This is a genomic window from Streptomyces sp. NPDC093085, from assembly GCF_040683935.1.
GTDB lineage: Bacteria > Actinomycetota > Actinomycetes > Streptomycetales > Streptomycetaceae > Streptomyces.
On record NZ_JBFBFB010000001.1, the window covers coordinates 1,221,738 to 1,237,441 of the forward strand.

Consider the following 15,704-nt stretch of genomic DNA (forward strand, 5'->3'; position numbering starts at 1 on the left):
AACCGGCGGAGACGGCCGCGCGGGGGCAGAAGGACAGGATCCGGCGCCCCTCGGCGGCGGATTGTGACGGGTGAGTCCGTGTGGGGCGGACCCGGCGATGGAACGGCCGATTCCGGTTCGCCTGTACGGGTACCCGGAGCGCTCCGTCCTCAGGCGCGGGAGGCGCGGCTGTACCCTGGCAGCTCGCGGGAGAGAGCCCGCAGGGCGTAGTACGAGCGGGACTTGACCGTGCCGGGCGGGATGCCCAGCGACCGGGCCGCCTCGTTGACGCTCAGCCCCCGGAAGTAGATCTCGCCCAGCACCGCGCGGTGCTCATGGCTCAGCGTCCGGACCGCCTGGCGTACGTCCAGCGCGGCGACCGTGCCCTCGGTGCGGTCCTCGGGGTCGGCGGTGGCGGCGAGGACCCCGTCGCTGACCTCCGGGGGACGGGCCAGCCGGGATCTGCGCGCGTCGATGGCGAGCCGGCGGGCGACGGTGAAGAGCCAGGGCCGCATCGACTCGAAGGGCGCGGCGAACGCCTCCGGGTGGAGCCAGGCCCGTACCAGGGTCTCCTGGAGCAGGTCCTCGGCGCGCTGCCGGTCGCCGTAGGTCAGCCCCAGCAGAAAGGTCAGCAGGGCGGGTCCGTGGTCGCGCTGGAGCTCCGTCAGGGCCTGCTCGTCGGTGGTCTCGGGGGCCGTGGCGGTGGTCATCGTGGACGTCCTCTCCGGTCGGGTGCGCTGTCGCGGTGGTCGCTGCCGCCTGCCGTATCCGAACCCATCGCGGCCCGTGGGGGACAGGGAGCGCACCGAGATCTGCGACGAGCGGTCGCTCACTGCGGCGAGCGGTGCGGTGAACGGTCGGACGGTGGCGTTCGGCCCCATTCGCGCGCCCGGTCGGCCCGGCTCCTTGACATCTATTTATATGACTATATGGATTCATGGGGTTGGAATCTGATCAAAACCGCAGGAACCACATGGAATCGGAGCCCGCTCGATGCCCCAGCGCACCCGACAGGGAGCCGTGGCCGCCGCCGCGCTGCTCCTCGCCGCCACCACCGCGGCCTGCACCGGCCCCGCGGACCGCCCGGGGCCGCACCCCTCCGGCGCCCACGGCCCCGACCCCCGGCGCGCCTTCACCCTGGTCGCCTCCGGCGACGTCCTGCCGCACGACTCCGTCATCGACTGGGCCGGCGAGTCCGCCGAGGAGAACGGCGACGAGGGCGGCTACGACTTCCGCCCCATGCTCGCCGGGGTGAAACCCTTCGTCTCCGCCGCCGACCTGGCGATCTGCCACACCGAGACGGTGTACGGCGAACCGGACGGCCCCTTCTCCGGCTACCCCGCCTTCGTCTCCCCGCCCCAGCTCGCCGCCGGGCTCCGCGCCACCGGCTACGCCTCCTGCTCCACCGCCTCCAACCACGCCCTGGACGACGGCGCCGACGGCGTGCGCCGCACCCTCGACGCCTTCGACAAGGCCGGGCTGAAGCACACCGGCTCGGCCCGCACCGCCGCCGAGGGGCGCCGCCCCGCCCTGCTGACCGCCGGGGGCGCCCGGGTCGCCCAGCTCTCGTACACCTACGGCACCAACGACCAGCCGATGCCGGACGGGCAGCCCTGGGCCGTCAACCTCATCGACGAGCGCCGCATCCTCGCCGACGCGCGCGCCGCCCGCGCGGCCGGCGCCGATGTCGTCGTGGTCAGCCTGCACTGGGGCACCGAGTGGCAGACCGAACCCGACGAGGACCAGCTCACGCTCGCCAAGAAGCTCACCGCCGCCCGCACCGGGGGCCGCCCCGACATCGATCTGATCCTCGGCACCCACGCCCATGTCCCGCAGGCGTACGAGAAGGTCAACGGAACCTGGGTCGTCTACGGGATGGGCGACCAGATCGCCGGGACCATGGCCAACGACGAGGGCGACCAGGACGGCCGGGGCAACCAGGGCTCCATCGGCCGCTTCACCTTCGCGCCGCCCGCCGCGCCCGGGCAGCGCTGGCGGGTCACGAAGGCCGAGTTCGTCCCGCAGCTCATGGACCTCACCTCCGGGCGGGTGGTCAGTCTGCCGCGCGCTCTGCGCGAGGACCCCGACCGCGCCGACTACCGGGAGGCCAGGGAGTCCATCACCGAGGCGGTGCTCGGGCGCGGCGCGGCCGAGGACGGACTGACCGAGGCCGCCGGCTGAGAAGGGAGCCCGACGGCGGGGCCTGGGGCGGCGTGCGCGGGCCCCTCCGGGGTTACGGGACGACCGTCACCGGCCAGCGGCCCGCCTTCACCAGCCGTACCGCCACCGAGCCGACGAACCGGTGCCCCGCCGACTCCGATGCGCCGACCACCACCGCGTCCGCCTTGAGCTCGTCGGCCGCCGTGACCAGCCCGTTGTACGGGTCCCCGTGGAAGGTGTGGAACTCCCAGCGCACGTTCCAGGTGTCCTTCACCCGCTCCACCGACTCACGGATCTCCGCCACCAGCCCCTCGGCGATCTCCCCGGTCGTCTCGGCGACCGGGGCACCGAGCGAGGCGCCCGCGGCCAGCACGGGCTGCACATAGACGATCGCCAGCAGCGCGTTCTGGCGCCGGGCGAGACCGCTGGCGTACGCCGCGGCGCGGAAGGAGGACTGCGAACCGTCCATACCGGCGACGATCACTTTCGGGCCGTCGGTACCGCGTTCGAATGTGGTTGGCTGCTGCGTCACGGCACGCAGGGTATCGGCTCCGGAGGCGCAGGTCGGCGCGGGTCCCGCCGGGGCGTCGACCGGCCCCGTGCCGCCCGCGCGCCCCACGCACGCCCGACGCACGCCTGGCACACGTCTGGCGCACGCCCCGCGTGCGCCCCAGGCGTGCGTCAGGGCGCTCTCAGGGCGTGCTCAGGGCGCCCTCAGGGAGCGATGCCCACCCCCTCGATCCGGCTCAGCGCCCGCTCCTGGGCGGCGGTCAACACGGGCCAGGAGAGGCCGCCGGGGCGTGGGTTGACCCGGGTGGCGTACGGGGCGGGGACATACCCGGGCCGGTAGAAGCAGCCGGTGCCGTACCGGCGGTCATGGGCGGGACAGTCGGCCGCGAGCGAGCCGGGCGTGGGTTTCCGGCCGGTACGGACCCAGGTGTCCAGCGCGCGGATCGAGGTGGCGTACTCCGCGTCGCTCAGCCCGCTGTGCTCGCTCTCGGCGGTGAAGCTCTGCACCAGGTACCCGTCCCGGCGGGCGCCGCGCAGCGTGGCCCGGTAGGCGGCCTCATGGGCCACGAAAGCCGTCGGGTCGTCGATGGCGTGCAGGGTCAGTACGGGGATGGAGACCGCGCCGGTGAGATCGCTGTCCCAGGACAGGTCGCGGAGCGCGGTCGGGTCGGGGCGGAACCGTTCGACGCCCGCGTTGAGCGCCGCGTCGTCGTGCGAGCCGGAGTAGACGACGCCCTGGTTGCCGAACGGGTTACGCCCGCCGAGCCGTTGGTGGACGATGTCCCGGAAGGTGAAGACGGAGAACCGCAGATGCGACTCCAGCGCCCGCTCCGGGACCCGGGTGACGGCGAGGATGTCGTCCAGGTTCCGCTGCTGGAGCGCGGTGCGCTCGGCCGGGGACAGGTCGTACCCCGTGCACTCCCGCAGCCGCGACCGCAGCCCCGCCGTGGTCAGCGTCGAGTCCGCGCGCAGCCCCTGCCAGAGCGGGTAGGAGGGCTCGGTGGGGCGCGGCAGGTTCCGGCAGTAGTACTGGTAGACCACCCGCAGGTCCACCCGGTAGTCGTACCCGCGCGAACCGCCCGCCAGCACCCCGTTGGTGAGCAGCGCCCCCGCGTAGGGCCCGCGCCGTCCCGCACCGTAGATCTCGGCCACCTTGGCGGCGACATCGCCGCCCCACGACTGGCCGTGGACGAAGGTGGCGGCGGGCCTGCCGAACCGGGCCACGAAGACGCGGCGTACGTTCTCGGTGTCCTCGGCCGCCATCCGGGTGCCGTAACCGCCCCGCCGGTACGAGGAACCGGCCCACGCGTACCCCTCCTCGACCATCACCGACCACCGCGCCAGGTCGCCGGCGCTCCGCGCGGGGTCGGAGCCCGCGCCGAGGTCGGGGCCGCCGTGGGCGTGGACGACCAGGGAGCCGTTCCACTTCCGGGGCAGGGCGATCGTGTACCCGGCGCCGTTGGCGTCCCGCCCCGCGTAACACGTCGCCTCCGCCGTCAGCTCCGCCGGGCAGGCGGTGGCGATCGGCGCGGTCGCGGAGGAGGCGGCGGCCGTGGCGGCGGGGACCTGCGGGCCGAGGAGTGTCGCGGCCAGCACCCCCACCGCACCGGTGGCCAGGGCCGCGTACCGGCGCGGCCGGCCGGCCCGCCGGTGACGGATGCTCCGCCGCGCTCTGCCGCGCCTGTCGTCCATGGGTGCTCTCCTCGGCTCTGGAGGTACGGGAGCCACGCGCCGTCGCGCGGCCGGCGTCGATCGTAAGGAGAAGCGCGGACGCGGGCTAGTGTCGCGATCGGCAAAGCTTGCCGGGAGGGGCACTAGGGTGGGACCCGCGTCGACCCGCCCGCGTTCGCCTCATCCCATCGGGTGTTTTCCCGGGCGCGAACAGTGTTGGTCTACGGCGCGGAGCGTCCGCCGTACGAACCATTGGTCATGAAAAAGGATCAGATGATTCTGGGGCGCCGCGGGGTACTGCGGATCGCCGCCTGTCTCGGTGTCGCGGTCTCCGCCCGGCTGCTGACCGCGGGAGAGGCCGGCACCCCCGGCCGCCCCGGCGGGCCGCCCGCACCCCCCGACCCCGACATCCAGGCGCTCGCCGGTCCCGGCCCCGGCGTCCCGGGGCGCGGTGTCGCGGGAGCCCCCGCCGGACTCGGCCGCCGCCCCGCCGCCTACCGGATCCAGCCGCTCACCGAAGGGGTGCGCCCCGGCCTCGGCAGGGCCCTGCCCCCCGTACGCCACCGGCCCTTCCTCGAACTGCCGGAACTGGGCCACACCATGGTGCTCACCTTCGACGACGGACCCGACCCCCGGTACACCCCCGGTATCCTGCGCACCCTGCGCGCCCACGACGTCCGCGCGATGTTCTTCGTCTGCGGCGAGATGGTCCAGGACAACGGCGACCTGCTGCGGCGGATCGCCGACGACGGCCATGTCATCGGCAACCACACCTGGACCCACCCCCAGATGACCAAGCTCACCCGCTCCCGCGCCCGCAGGGAGATGGAGCGGACCAGCGAGGTGGTGGAGGAGACCGTCGGCGCCGCGCCGCTCTGGTTCCGTGCCCCCTACGGCGCCTGGAACCGGCACACCTTCGAACTCGGCGCCGAACTCGGCATGGAGCCGCTCGCCTGGACCGTCGACACCCTCGACTGGACCGAGCCCGGCACCACCACCATCGTCCGCCGGGTCCTGGACGGCGCGGCCCCCGGCACCGTCGTCCTCTCCCACGACGCGGGCGGCGACCGCTCCCAGAGCGTGGCGGCGCTGCCCCGCTATCTGCCCCGGCTCCTCGACGAGGGGTACCGGATCTCCGTGCCGCACCGCTGAACCGTACGCGTGGCGCCCCGCGTACGGCGCCATGAGTACGGGGCCGGTCCCACCCCGGGACCGGCCCCGTACCCCTGCCGTCAGCGGGTGCCGACCAGCCGGGCGAAGACGACGACGTTGCCGTCGTACCCGCCCTTCCGGGAGTAGCCGCCGCCGCAGGTGATCACCCGCAGCTCGGCATGGCCCGTGTCGCCGTAGACCCGGGAGCCGGGGAAGTCGTTCTTGGCGAAGACCTCGACCCCGTAGACCTCGAAGAGCGCCGTCGTCCCGTCGTACCGCTCGACCTCCACCTGCCGCCCCTTCGCCAGCGCGCCCAGACCGAAGAAGACGGTGGGCCCGGCCTGGTTGTCGACATGGCCGACGACCACGGCGGTGCCGCGCTGCCCCGGGGAGACCCCGTTCTGGTACCACCCGGCCAGATTGGGGTCCTGCGGGGGCGGGGCGGCGATCCAGCCGTCCGGGTCGAGCCCCACGTCCATCACCGGCGCGTCCACCTTGATCGCCGGGATGCGGATCCGGGACATCGGGGCGTACGGCAGCGGTTTGACGTCCGGCAGCGCCGAGGTGGCCAGCGCGGCCGGGTCGGGCCTGCTGACCGGGGCGGCGGCGGAGGCCGGCTGCGGCGGGCCCAGCGGGGTGTCGAGACCGTTGCGCATCAGGGCGATCCCGGTGAGCATGACGAGAGCCAGTACGCCCCAGGGCGAGCGCTTCCTCGACTCCGGGGCGTAGCGGTCCTGGCCCATAGTTCTCCCTTCGTGGCGTCTTGCAGGGCACGGTAAGGGCGGAGCGGTGGAGCGGCGATCGGAGTGGGGCGAACGGGTGGCGCCGGGTGCGCGCCGAACGTCCCGACGCGGCCGGACGAGTGAGCCCGCCGCCCCAACCGAGTAATCCGGCCGACAAACCTTCTGACACTCCGTGACCTGCGGCTCCGCCCTGCCGGAGCGGCGATCTGACGGCGTGTCGCGTATCGGTGCACACCGGGTCGACATGCGCATTCCGCCTTGCGCGGTGAGGGTTCGTCATGGAAGGCGTTCTCGTCGAATTTCCCGGAGCGCCGCTTTGGGGCGTCTTCCGCTGGAGGTTCAACGATGCGTGCTTCACGCGCTCTCGCGGTGACCGCGACCGCCTGCGCGGCCGTGGCGCTCTCCGCTCCGCTGGCCGGCGCCACCAATGGCCCCCGCGATGTCTCCGTCAACCCTTACGAGGTCCACCGGGGCGGCACGCTCCACATCCGGGTGGACGGCTGCGGCCACGGAGGCACCGTCACCTCCAACGCCTTCTCCCGGGTCGAGCTGTCCGTCAACTCCTCGGGCCACTCGGTGGCCCGGGCCCGGATCCACGACTTCACCACGCCGGGCCATTACAACCTGGCCGTCCGGTGCAGCGACGACCCGCGGACCGTCACCCACCAGTTCCGGGTGGTGGAGGGGCGGGGCGCGCTCGGCGGGCTCGGCGGCTCGGTGGGTCCCAGCTCCACCGAGATGGCGGTCGGCGGCGGCCTGGTCGCCACGTCGGCCGTGGGCGGGGCCTTCTTCCTCACCCGCCGCCGCCGTCTGGGCGGCGCGACCGTCTGACCGGACGGCGCCCCGGGAACGGTCAGGACGCCCGTCGCCCCGAGCCGGTGTGCGGCTCGGGGCGACGGGCGTCCTGATGGTGACGGACTTCGGTGACGGACTACGGACTTCGATGGTGGATTCCGGCGGGATCGCGGTGGTGGGCGGAGGAACGGGTCAACGGGGCAGGGACGGGTCAGTGGCCCCGGGGCGAGCCCCCCGGCACCGTCCGGCGTACGGTCCACACCGTGCCGGCCACGGCCGCCGCCACGAGCGCGGCGCCCGCCGTCAGCTCGCCCGTGGAGACGCCCCCGACGCTGCCGCCGAGACCGCCCCGTACCCCGGCGGGCGTGGCGGTGGTCGCCGCCACCACCGGGGCACGGGAGGTGGCCGGGGCACGGGAGGCGGTGGGCGCCCGGGACGCCGCCGGGGTGGCCGCCGCGGAGGCGATGGTGAGGGTGGTCCGTCCGGTCGCCCCGTTGCAGGAGAACGAGACCTGGTAGACCGCGCCCCGCTTGGCGTCCCAGTCCACCGTGGCGGCGGCGGTACGCCCCGAGGGGATCGTCACCGTGTCGAAGACCGGGGACGAGGCGGTCGCGGAGGTCGCGCAGTTGGTGACGCCCAGCGTCACCCGCCCGCCCGGGCCGACGGTACGGGGGGTGACGGTGAAGCCGAACGGCGTGGTGCCGCCGTCCACCGCCGCCGTCGCCGTGGGCGCCGTCAGGGCGAGCGAGGCCACTCCCAGCAGAGCGGCGGCCGTGGCACATATCGCGCGCATGGTGAAGCCTCCGGGTCCCCGAGGAGCAGCGGGGGAACCTGTTTCCGCCCGAACCGGTACATGCGCCTCGACACCGGTCACGCTAGGAGCGCCCTACCACAGCCGCGATCGCTGACGGGCGAACGGGGCACGGGTGTCCCCCGGGCGGCGGAGCATCTGACCACCGGTCAGTGGCCGATCCCCGGGAAGAGATCGAGGAAGGGCGCCGTGGTCGCGCCGATGCCCCGGCCGTACGGGGCGTCGAGATCCCAGATGAGGAAGAGGAGGAAGGCGATCAGCACACTGAACACCCCGGCCAGCAGCAACTCGCGCGGGGTGCGCCGGATCCGCATCAGGAAGATCAGCCCCACGGTGACCACCGCCCCGACGATGAGGCCGAACCAGACGATCCCCGGCATCACCGCCCCCGCGTTCTGCCCGCGCGCCCCCCGGGCATCGTCGACGACCCCCACCTGGTCGACGAGCGGCTGGTACGCCTGCCCCTCCAGGTCGGTGCGGGGCGCGTACCGGGTGACGTCGGCGCGCAGCTTGTCGAGGAGCTGGGTGCCCTTCGCGCTGAGCGTCTCGTTGCGCGCCATGTACGGCCACTCGGTGTGCACGACGTACGAGACATACGTGTCCACGTCGCCCCGGATCCGCTCCCGTACCTCCGTGGGGTAGACCTGCACCCGCTGCTGGATCTCGTGGAGGGCCTGCGCCTCCTGGCGTACGGACTCCTGGGCGGAGCCCCTGGCCTCCCAGACGCCGGCGATCGCGAGACCGAGGACGATCGCGTAGACCACGCCGACCATCATCGTCATGTAGTCCATGACACCGGGGATCTCGTTGGGGTCGTCGTCGTCCTTGTCGACGCCCCGGTTGTGGAAGATGACGATGGCGAGGACGACCGCGCAGGCCGCGGCCATCGCGATGCCTAGGACGAGCCAGTCCGACATGGGACCTCCGGGAATCAGCGGGAAGAGCGGGAACGGGTACGGGGGCGGAGCGCGGCCACGGCGAGCACGGCGGGCGCCGTGATCAGCAGCATCCGCATCACCGGCGGGGTGGTGGAGCCCGGCGGCTCCGCGGTCGCGGCGCGGTAGGCGGGCCGCGCCACGGGGGACGGCGAGGGGGTGGCGGACGGGGTCGGGGACGGGCGGGGAGCAGGGCTCGGCGCCGGAGCGGGCGCCGGGGGCCCGGGTGGCGGCGGTACGGGACGCACGGGCGCCGGGGCGACGGCCACCGGCCGGGGCCGGGGCGGCGCGGCGGGCGGCTGCTCCGGGGCGGCCACCGGCGGCTTCGGCGGGGCCGGGGGAGCCGGCGGCTTCGGAGGAGCGGGGGGAGCGGGAGGGGTGGGGGGAGCAGGAGGTGTCGGCGGGGCAGGGGGTGTGGGCGGAGCGGGCGGCGTCGGTGGCGGGGGAGGCGGCGGTGGGGGAGTCGGGGGCGGTGGGGGCTTCGGCGGGGGCTCGGGGGGTGGGGGCGGCGCCGGGGTCGGCCGGCAGTGGCCGCCGCCCGCCACCGCCACCACCCACCCCGTACCGTCCGTACCGACCGAGGCGTAGGCGCAGCTGTGCGCGGCGGCGGGCGTCGGGACGCCGGCCGACAGCGAGACAAGGGCGGCGGCCGTGACCAGCCGTCCGACGAGTGATCCATCGAGCGATCCATGCACGGCCAGGATCTTGTTCCCCATCCGGCCCCGGCACTCCGGAAGTTGAGCGGATTCCCCCGGATAGGGGGTATTTGGAACCGGTGGGAACACGCCTCGCAAGTTTTTTCCGGTCGCGTTGAACAATCCGCCACCCCCGCTCCGTACTTAGGACCATGAGCAGCGCACCCAAGCGCCTCAACCGGCCCATGGATAACAGGAGTTGACATGAACACCTGGCGGAACGCCTCGCTCGCGGCCACCGCGGCGGCCGTACTGGCCCTGACGACGGCGTGCGGTCAGGAGCAGGGAACGAACACCAACGGACAGTCCGTCGGCGCGGCCAACCCGGCCGGTGCCGCCGACAGCGGCTACGGCGCGGGCACCGGTGCCGGGGCCCCCGCGGCCGGGGCCGGCACGGCCGCCGCCGCCAAGCCCGCGGGGCAGCTCGCCGTCTGGGACAGCAAGAAGCTCGGGAAGGTGCTCACCGACAGCGAGGGCTTCACCCTCTACCGTTTCGACAAGGACACGCCCACCCCGCCGAAGTCCAACTGCGAGGGCGACTGCGCCACCACATGGCCCGTCGTGGCGGCGGGCGACGCCAAGGCCGCCGCCGGTACGGAGGCCTCGCTGCTCGGTGAGATCACCCGCGCCGACGGCACCAAGCAGCTCACCATCGACGGCTGGCCGATGTACCGGTACGCCAAGGACACCAGCCCCGGCGACGCCAACGGCCAGGGCGTGGGCGGCACCTGGTTCGCCTCCGCCCCCGACGGCAAGAAGGCGTCCCCGACGGCCGCCGGCGGCGGCGAGGAGGCCAAGGAGCCCTCGGGCGACCTGGCGGGCCTCTCCGTCCGCAAGGACCCGAAGCTCGGCGACATCGTCGTCGACGCGAAGGGCATGACCGTCTACCGGTTCACCAAGGACACCGCGTGGCCGATGAAGACCGCGTGCACCGGTGAGTGCCTCGACAAGTGGCCGGTCGTCGCCCCCGTCGACAAGAACGACGTGGACGGCGTCACCACCAAGGGCTTCGTCACCTTCGACCGCCCCGACGGCATCAAGCAGCAGACCCTCAACTGCTCGCCGATCTACACCTTCGCGGGCGACAAGAAGCCCGGTGACACCAACGGGCAGGGCGTGGGCGGCACCTGGTACGCCGTCTCGCCCGACAACAAGCTGGTCGGAGCGTCCGAGTAGTCCCCAACGCCGCGCCTCCGGCCCCCAGGCCCTGTCCGGTCGATCTCCGCGGACCGATCCGCGAAGATCGGCCGGACAGGGCCTGGTCCGCCGTCGCACTCCTCGGTGCGGCGGCGGACCACATGCACGTGCCGACTGAATGTGACCAAGAACGGATCGCTAATTTCCCTTTGGGCTCGCTCTCTTGGCGGTCGATCAGTAGCCTCGGCTCGAACAACCGGCCGCTATCAGGCCGCACACCGTGGCGACTTGTTGGAGACATCGATGGAGCGTCCCGCCTGGGCCCCGCAGGGCATCGACATTTCGGTGCCGAGCGTTTCCCGCATGTATGACTACTATCTGGGCGGTTCGCACAATTTCGAGGTGGACCGGGAGGCCGCCCGCCGCGCCATGGGGTTCATACCGGGACTTCCCAAGATCATGAAAGCCAACCGCGCCTTCATGCGCCGTACCGTGGAATTCGCCTCCGCGCAGGGCATCCGGCAGTTCCTCGACATCGGTTCCGGAATTCCGGCCTCCGGCAATGTGCACGAAGTCGCCACCGCGCTCGACCCGGAGGCCCGGGTCCTCTATGTCGATCACGACGCCGTCGCCGTCGCCCACAGCCGGGCCGTTCTCGAAGGCAATGACCGCGCCGAGGTCGTGAACGCCGATCTCCGCGACCCCCGCAAGATCCTCCAGAGCCCCGAGGCGGCCGCCCTGCTCGATCTGGAGCGGCCCGTGGCGCTCCTCCTCCACTTCGTGCTGCACTTCCTCACCGACCGGGACCAGCCCTACCGGGCCGTCGCCGAGCTGCGCGACGCGCTCGCCCCCGGCTCCCTCATCACCATCACCCACGCCGCCCACGACGGCCTCCCCGTCCCCCTTGAGGACTCCGAGGGCTCCGTCGAGGTCTACGCGGAGACCAGCAGCCCCATGGTGATGCGCACCCGCGAACAGATCACCCGCTTCTTCGACGGCTTCGAGCTGGTCGAGCCCGGCGTGGTCTCCATGCCCGACTGGCGCCCCGACACCCCCGCCGAGCAGGAGGATCCGTACGCCTATGCGGGCTTCTGCGGCGTGGGACGGAAGGCGTGAGCGAGCAGCCGGGGCAGACGGGGCGGACCGAGGCGCCGGTGGACCCGGACGGACCCGAGGACCGGCTCAGACGGTTCGCCACGATCTGGAGCCGGGCGGTCTTCCCGGCGACGGCCGCCCCGCTCACCCGCGTCGAGTTCGAGGAGCGCCTGCTGCCGCTGGCCCGCCTGCTGAGCGGAGCCCTGCACGCCCGCCCGTTCGACACCGCGCCCGCCACCGAGGCCGGGCACGCCCTGGTCGCCGCCGACTGCACCGACCCCGAGGCGCTGAGCCGCACGCTCGGCGTCATCGACGCGTACCTCGTCCTCTACTGCGGTACGGAGCCCGCCGCCCGCTGCACCGAGCAGTCCGCCGAGGAGAGCCGCGCCCGCTGCGCCCGCCTCCAGCACGCCCTGGCCGCCGGGTACGCCCACGCGCTCCGCGAGCGCACCCTCGCCGAGCAGGAGGCCGTCGCCCGTGCCGCGCTCGCCGCGCGCGGCGCAGCAGCCGAGGCGCTCCACGCCACCCAGGCCCGCTTCCACGCGGTGTTCGAGGGCGCCGCCATCGGGATCGGCATCGCCGACCTCGACGGCAATGTCCTGGAGGTCAACGACACCCTCACCGAGATGTTCGGCGGGCTCGAACACCATGTCCGCAGCCGGAACGTGAGCGAGTGGGTCCACCCCGAGGACACCCCCCGGGTCTGGCGGCTCTACGACGAACTGGTGCGCGGCGAGCGCGAGCACTTCCGGGTCGAGAAGGCGTTCTACCGCAACGACGGCACCGTCCTGTGGACCAATCTGACCCTCTCGCTCCTCCGCGACCACGAGGGCGCCCCGCAGTACCAGCTCGCCCTCATGGAGGACACCACCGAGCGGCGGCTGCTCAATCTGCGGCTGCGGTACGAGGCCACCCACGACGCCCTCACCGGGCTGCCCAACCGGACGCTGTTCTTCGAACGCCTGGAGAAGACCCTCTCGGCGGGCGACGACACCCGCTTCGGCCTCTGCTACCTCGACCTCGACGGCTTCAAGGCGATCAACGACAGCCTCGGCCACTCCTCCGGCGACCGGCTCCTGGTCGAGGTCGCCGACCGGCTCCAGTCCTGCGCCACCGCCCCCGGCGAGATGGTCGCCCGGCTCGGCGGCGACGAGTTCGTCGCGCTCACCACCGGGCCCGCCACCGCGAGCGGGGTGAGCGAGCTGGCCTCCCGGATCCTGGGCGCGCTGGCCGCCCCGATCCGGCTGGAGGGACGCGAGTTCACCGTACGCGGCTCCATCGGCATCGTGGAGGGCCCGGCCGCCGGGCGGAGCGCCGCCGAGGTGCTGCGCAGCGCGGACATCACCATGTACCGGGCCAAGGCCGCCGGCGGCAACCGCTTCGAGGTCGCCGACCCGGAGGCCGACGCGCGCGCCATCACCCGGCACGGGCTCACCACCTCGCTGCCGACCGCCCTGGAGCGCGGCGAGTTCTTCATCGAGTACCAGCCGCTGGTGGACCTCGACGACGGCACCGTGCACGGCGCCGAGGCGCTGGTGCGCTGGGCCCATCCGCAGCACGGGGTGCTCGGCCCCGACCGGTTCATCCCGCTCGCCGAACACACCGGGCTGATCGTGCCGCTCGGCCGCTGGGTGCTGGAGCAGTCCGTACGGCAGGCCCGGTTCTGGCAGCAGGAGCTCCCCGAGGGCGCGTTCGGCGGACCGCTGCGGATCAACGTCAACCTCTCGCCGACCCAGCTCCACCACCCCGGGCTCGTCGCCGACACCGTCGAGGTGCTGGAGCGGATCGGGCTGCCGCCGGGCTCGCTCTGCCTGGAGGTCACCGAATCGGCGCTCATCGGCGCCGACGAGGACCTGCTCAAACCGCTCCGCCAGCTCGCCGAGATGGGCGTGGACATCGCGCTGGACGACTTCGGCACCGGCTACTCGAACCTGGCCAATCTCCGCAGACTGCCGGTGAGCGTCCTCAAGCTGGATCGTTCCTTCACCCAGGGCATGCAGCAGCACCCGGCCGACCCGGTCGACCTGAAGATCGTCGAGGGGATCGTCTCGCTCGCCCACAGCCTGGAGCTGGCGGTCACGGTCGAGGGCGTGGAGACCGGAGCGCAGGCGGAGCAGCTCCGCAAGATCGGCTGCGACACGGCACAGGGCTGGTACTACGCCCGTCCCGGCCCGCCCGAGCGGCTCCACACGCTCTCGCTGGCGGACGCGGTCTGAGCGGCCCCGGCCGGGGCGCGGCTTCCGGGCGGGGCGGACCCGAGCGGCCCCGAACGGACCCGGCCGGAGGCGGCGGCTCAGGGGGACGGTGTCCGCCGTACCCCCGCCGCACCGGCCGCCGCCCGCGCCGCGCCCCGCGTCGAGAGCAGCATCCGCTGCAACTCGCGGGCGGCGCGCGGCGGGGCCACGTCGCTGCGGTGGGCGAGCGCGATCGTACGGCTCAGACCCGGCCTGGCCAGCGCGGTGACCCGCAGGTCGTGCGCCCGCGCCGCCACCATGCTCGGCACCACCGCGAAACCCAGGCCGGCCCGTACGAAACCGAGCACGGCGTCCATCTCGCCGCCCTCCACGGTGAACACCGGCTCGAACCCGGCGGCCCGGCAGGCGCCCACCGTCAGCTCCCGCAGGTCGTAGCCGTGCCGGAACATCACCAGCGGCCGGCCCGCCAGCTCGGCGATCCGCAGCGGGTGGCGCGGGGCCGGCACATCGGGCGAGGAGACCACCACCAGGTCCTCGTGGATCAGCTCGACCGTGGTCAGCGCGGGCGAAGCGGCCGGCAGCGGCATCACCACCAGCGCCAGATCGAGCGCCCCGCGGGCCAGCTCCCGCACCAGATCGTGCGAACCGCTCTCCTCGATCAGCAGCTCGATCCCCGGATGCCGGTCGTGGAAGGCGCGCAGCACCTCGGGCAGAAGCCCCGTACAGAGACTCGGCGGCGCCCCCAGCCGGACCCGCCCGCGCCGTAGCTGCGCCACCTCCTGGACCTCGACCCGGGCCGTCTCCGCGTCCGCGAGGATCCGCCGGGCCAGCGGCAGCAGCGCCTCGCCCGCGTCGGTGAGCGCCACATTGCCCCGGGCGCGGCTCAGCAGCTCGGCGCCCAGCTCCTTCTCCAGCGCCCTGATCTGCTGGGAGAGCGAGGGCTGCGAGACATGGACCCGTTCGGCGGCCCGGGTGAAGTGCCGGGTCTCCGCGACCGCCACGAAATACACCAACTGCTGGAGCTGCATCCGCCCAGCATACGGCCACGATAGCCACCGCCTATGGACATCAGCCGGACCATGTCTTGGACCTCTCGCCCATGCCGACCTAGCGTCGGGAACATGGCTCTGGCAACGCGGACGGACGGACGGCCGTCCCTCACCCGCACCCTCTGGCGATCCACGATCGGGAAGAAGACGGTCATGGCCGTGAGCGGCCTGATCATGCTCGGCTACCTCGTCGCCCATATGCTCGGCAACCTCAAGATCTTCTTCGGCCCGTCCGAGTTCAACGGCTACGCCCACTGGCTGCGCACCATGGGCGAGCCCGTACTCCACTACGCGTGGGCGCTCTGGCTGGTCCGGGTCGTCCTGGTCGCCGCCGTCGTGCTGCACGGCGTCTGCGCGTACCAGCTCAGCCGCCGGGACCTCGCCGCCCGCCCCAGCCGCTATGTCCACCGGCGGGCCCGCACCAGCTACGCGACCCGCACCATGCGGTGGGGCGGGGTCATCCTCGGCCTCTTCATCGTCTGGCACCTCCTCGACCTGACCACCGGCACCGTCCACCCCGGCTTCCAGCCGGGCCACCCGTACCAGAACGTCCTGGAGACCTTCTCCACCTGGTACGGCAACACCATCTACCTCGTCGCCATGGCCGCCCTCGGCCTCCACATCCGGCACGGCTTCTGGAGCGCCGCGCAGACCCTCGGCGTGGGCAACGCCACCCGCGAACGCTTGCTGAAGACCGCCGCCAACACCCTGGCGCTCGTGCTGACCGCGGGCTTCGTCGCCGTACCCGTCGCCGTCATGACCGGAGTGGTGAGCTGA

General features: G+C 73.2%; 15 protein-coding genes. 7 read left to right on the forward strand and 8 right to left on the reverse strand.

Translation table 11 applies throughout. The annotated features are described in order from the left end of the window. Window positions 1-149: 149 nt before the first annotated feature. Window positions 150-689 (reverse strand): sigma-70 family RNA polymerase sigma factor, encoded by a 540-nt coding sequence (locus AB0O07_RS05005; RefSeq protein ID WP_365626915.1) that lies wholly within the window; start codon window positions 687-689, stop codon window positions 150-152. A gap of 283 nt (window positions 690-972) precedes the next feature. On the opposite strand from AB0O07_RS05005, the gene AB0O07_RS05010 reads away from it, so the two are divergent. After that, complete coding sequence (locus tag AB0O07_RS05010) at window positions 973-2,160, forward strand: CapA family protein (RefSeq protein ID WP_365626918.1); 1,188 nt, start codon at window positions 973-975, stop codon at window positions 2,158-2,160. A 52-nt stretch (window positions 2,161-2,212) separates the two neighbouring features. On the opposite strand, the gene AB0O07_RS05015 is transcribed toward AB0O07_RS05010, so the two are convergent. Continuing rightward, the gene (locus AB0O07_RS05015) at window positions 2,213-2,671 is read right to left on the reverse strand and encodes a universal stress protein (RefSeq protein ID WP_365626921.1); all 459 of its coding nucleotides are present in this window, start codon (window positions 2,669-2,671) and stop codon (window positions 2,213-2,215) included. Window positions 2,672-2,853: 182 nt separating this feature from the next. Continuing rightward, window positions 2,854-4,341, reverse strand: coding sequence for a hypothetical protein (locus AB0O07_RS05020; protein ID WP_365626924.1), 1,488 nt, complete (start codon window positions 4,339-4,341; stop codon window positions 2,854-2,856). A gap of 237 nt (window positions 4,342-4,578) precedes the next feature. On the opposite strand from AB0O07_RS05020, the gene AB0O07_RS05025 reads away from it, so the two are divergent. After that, window positions 4,579-5,472 (forward strand): polysaccharide deacetylase family protein, encoded by an 894-nt coding sequence (locus tag AB0O07_RS05025; RefSeq protein WP_365626927.1) that lies wholly within the window; start codon window positions 4,579-4,581, stop codon window positions 5,470-5,472. 80 nt (window positions 5,473-5,552) lie between these two features. Here the strand turns inward: AB0O07_RS05025 and AB0O07_RS05030 are convergent, their stop codons facing one another. Next, the gene (locus tag AB0O07_RS05030; protein ID WP_365626930.1) at window positions 5,553-6,215 is read right to left on the reverse strand and encodes a class F sortase; all 663 of its coding nucleotides are present in this window, start codon (window positions 6,213-6,215) and stop codon (window positions 5,553-5,555) included. 345 nt (window positions 6,216-6,560) lie between these two features. Here AB0O07_RS05030 and AB0O07_RS05035 point away from each other — a divergent pair, with 345 nt between their 5' ends. After that, a complete protein-coding gene (locus AB0O07_RS05035; protein WP_365626933.1) occupies window positions 6,561-7,046 on the forward strand; it encodes a hypothetical protein in 486 nt (161 codons plus the stop codon). Window positions 7,047-7,221: 175 nt separating this feature from the next. On the opposite strand, the gene AB0O07_RS05040 is transcribed toward AB0O07_RS05035, so the two are convergent. The 3 genes from AB0O07_RS05040 to AB0O07_RS05050 all read right to left on the reverse strand — a co-directional run bounded on the left by AB0O07_RS05040 (window position 7,222) and on the right by AB0O07_RS05050 (window position 8,899). Further along, window positions 7,222-7,803: a hypothetical protein gene (locus AB0O07_RS05040; RefSeq protein ID WP_365626936.1), complete on the reverse strand. Its 582-nt coding sequence runs from the start codon at window positions 7,801-7,803 to the stop codon at window positions 7,222-7,224. Between the two features lie 167 nt (window positions 7,804-7,970). Further along, window positions 7,971-8,738 (reverse strand): hypothetical protein, encoded by a 768-nt coding sequence (locus tag AB0O07_RS05045; RefSeq protein WP_365626939.1) that lies wholly within the window; start codon window positions 8,736-8,738, stop codon window positions 7,971-7,973. Between the two features lie 14 nt (window positions 8,739-8,752). Next, complete coding sequence (locus AB0O07_RS05050) at window positions 8,753-8,899, reverse strand: hypothetical protein (protein WP_365626942.1); 147 nt, start codon at window positions 8,897-8,899, stop codon at window positions 8,753-8,755. Between the two features lie 756 nt (window positions 8,900-9,655). Here AB0O07_RS05050 and AB0O07_RS05055 point away from each other — a divergent pair. From AB0O07_RS05055 to AB0O07_RS05065, 3 genes are all read left to right on the forward strand, one after another. Continuing rightward, on the forward strand, window positions 9,656-10,627 hold the full coding sequence (locus AB0O07_RS05055; RefSeq protein WP_365626945.1) for an SCO0930 family lipoprotein: 972 nt from the start codon (window positions 9,656-9,658) through the stop codon (window positions 10,625-10,627). Window positions 10,628-10,891: 264 nt separating this feature from the next. Then, complete coding sequence (locus AB0O07_RS05060; RefSeq protein ID WP_365626948.1) at window positions 10,892-11,704, forward strand: SAM-dependent methyltransferase; 813 nt, start codon at window positions 10,892-10,894, stop codon at window positions 11,702-11,704. After that, a complete protein-coding gene (locus tag AB0O07_RS05065) occupies window positions 11,701-13,899 on the forward strand; it encodes an EAL domain-containing protein (RefSeq protein WP_365626951.1) in 2,199 nt (732 codons plus the stop codon). Before AB0O07_RS05060 ends, AB0O07_RS05065 begins: the two co-directional genes overlap by 4 nt. A gap of 77 nt (window positions 13,900-13,976) precedes the next feature. Here AB0O07_RS05065 and AB0O07_RS05070 read toward each other — a convergent pair whose 3' ends face one another. Continuing rightward, on the reverse strand, window positions 13,977-14,906 hold the full coding sequence (locus AB0O07_RS05070; RefSeq protein ID WP_365626954.1) for a LysR substrate-binding domain-containing protein: 930 nt from the start codon (window positions 14,904-14,906) through the stop codon (window positions 13,977-13,979). 93 nt (window positions 14,907-14,999) lie between these two features. Here AB0O07_RS05070 and AB0O07_RS05075 point away from each other — a divergent pair, with 93 nt between their 5' ends. After that, window positions 15,000-15,704: a succinate dehydrogenase gene (locus AB0O07_RS05075; RefSeq protein WP_365626957.1), complete on the forward strand. Its 705-nt coding sequence runs from the start codon at window positions 15,000-15,002 to the stop codon at window positions 15,702-15,704.